General features: G+C 32.5%; 1 protein-coding gene. It reads right to left on the reverse strand.

Going from position 1 to position 209, the window contains the following annotated elements; all coding sequences use genetic code 11:
- Positions 1-209, reverse strand: a 209-nt coding sequence (locus I6U49_RS16940) for a transposase (RefSeq protein WP_198629716.1), incomplete at both ends; no start/stop codon positions are given.

Raw genomic sequence — 209 nt, forward strand, 5'->3', positions numbered from 1 at the left:
GTAGTTTACGTAAATGCTATTGGCTACCGTTTTGAAGCTTTTAAAACCAGATTCTTCTACTTCTTTATACCAGTGAGCTAGTTTTGTAAAGGCTACACCTTTGTTTTTTGTTTTGTTGAAGATATTCCTGAGGTTATTTACTAGCTTGTAAGCTTTTTCTATTTCAGGATATTCGGTAAATAAGATAGCTGCCCTTTCTTTTTGATTAT

It is taken from the genome of Salegentibacter maritimus, from assembly GCF_016236915.1.
Classification (GTDB): domain Bacteria; phylum Bacteroidota; class Bacteroidia; order Flavobacteriales; family Flavobacteriaceae; genus Salegentibacter; species Salegentibacter maritimus.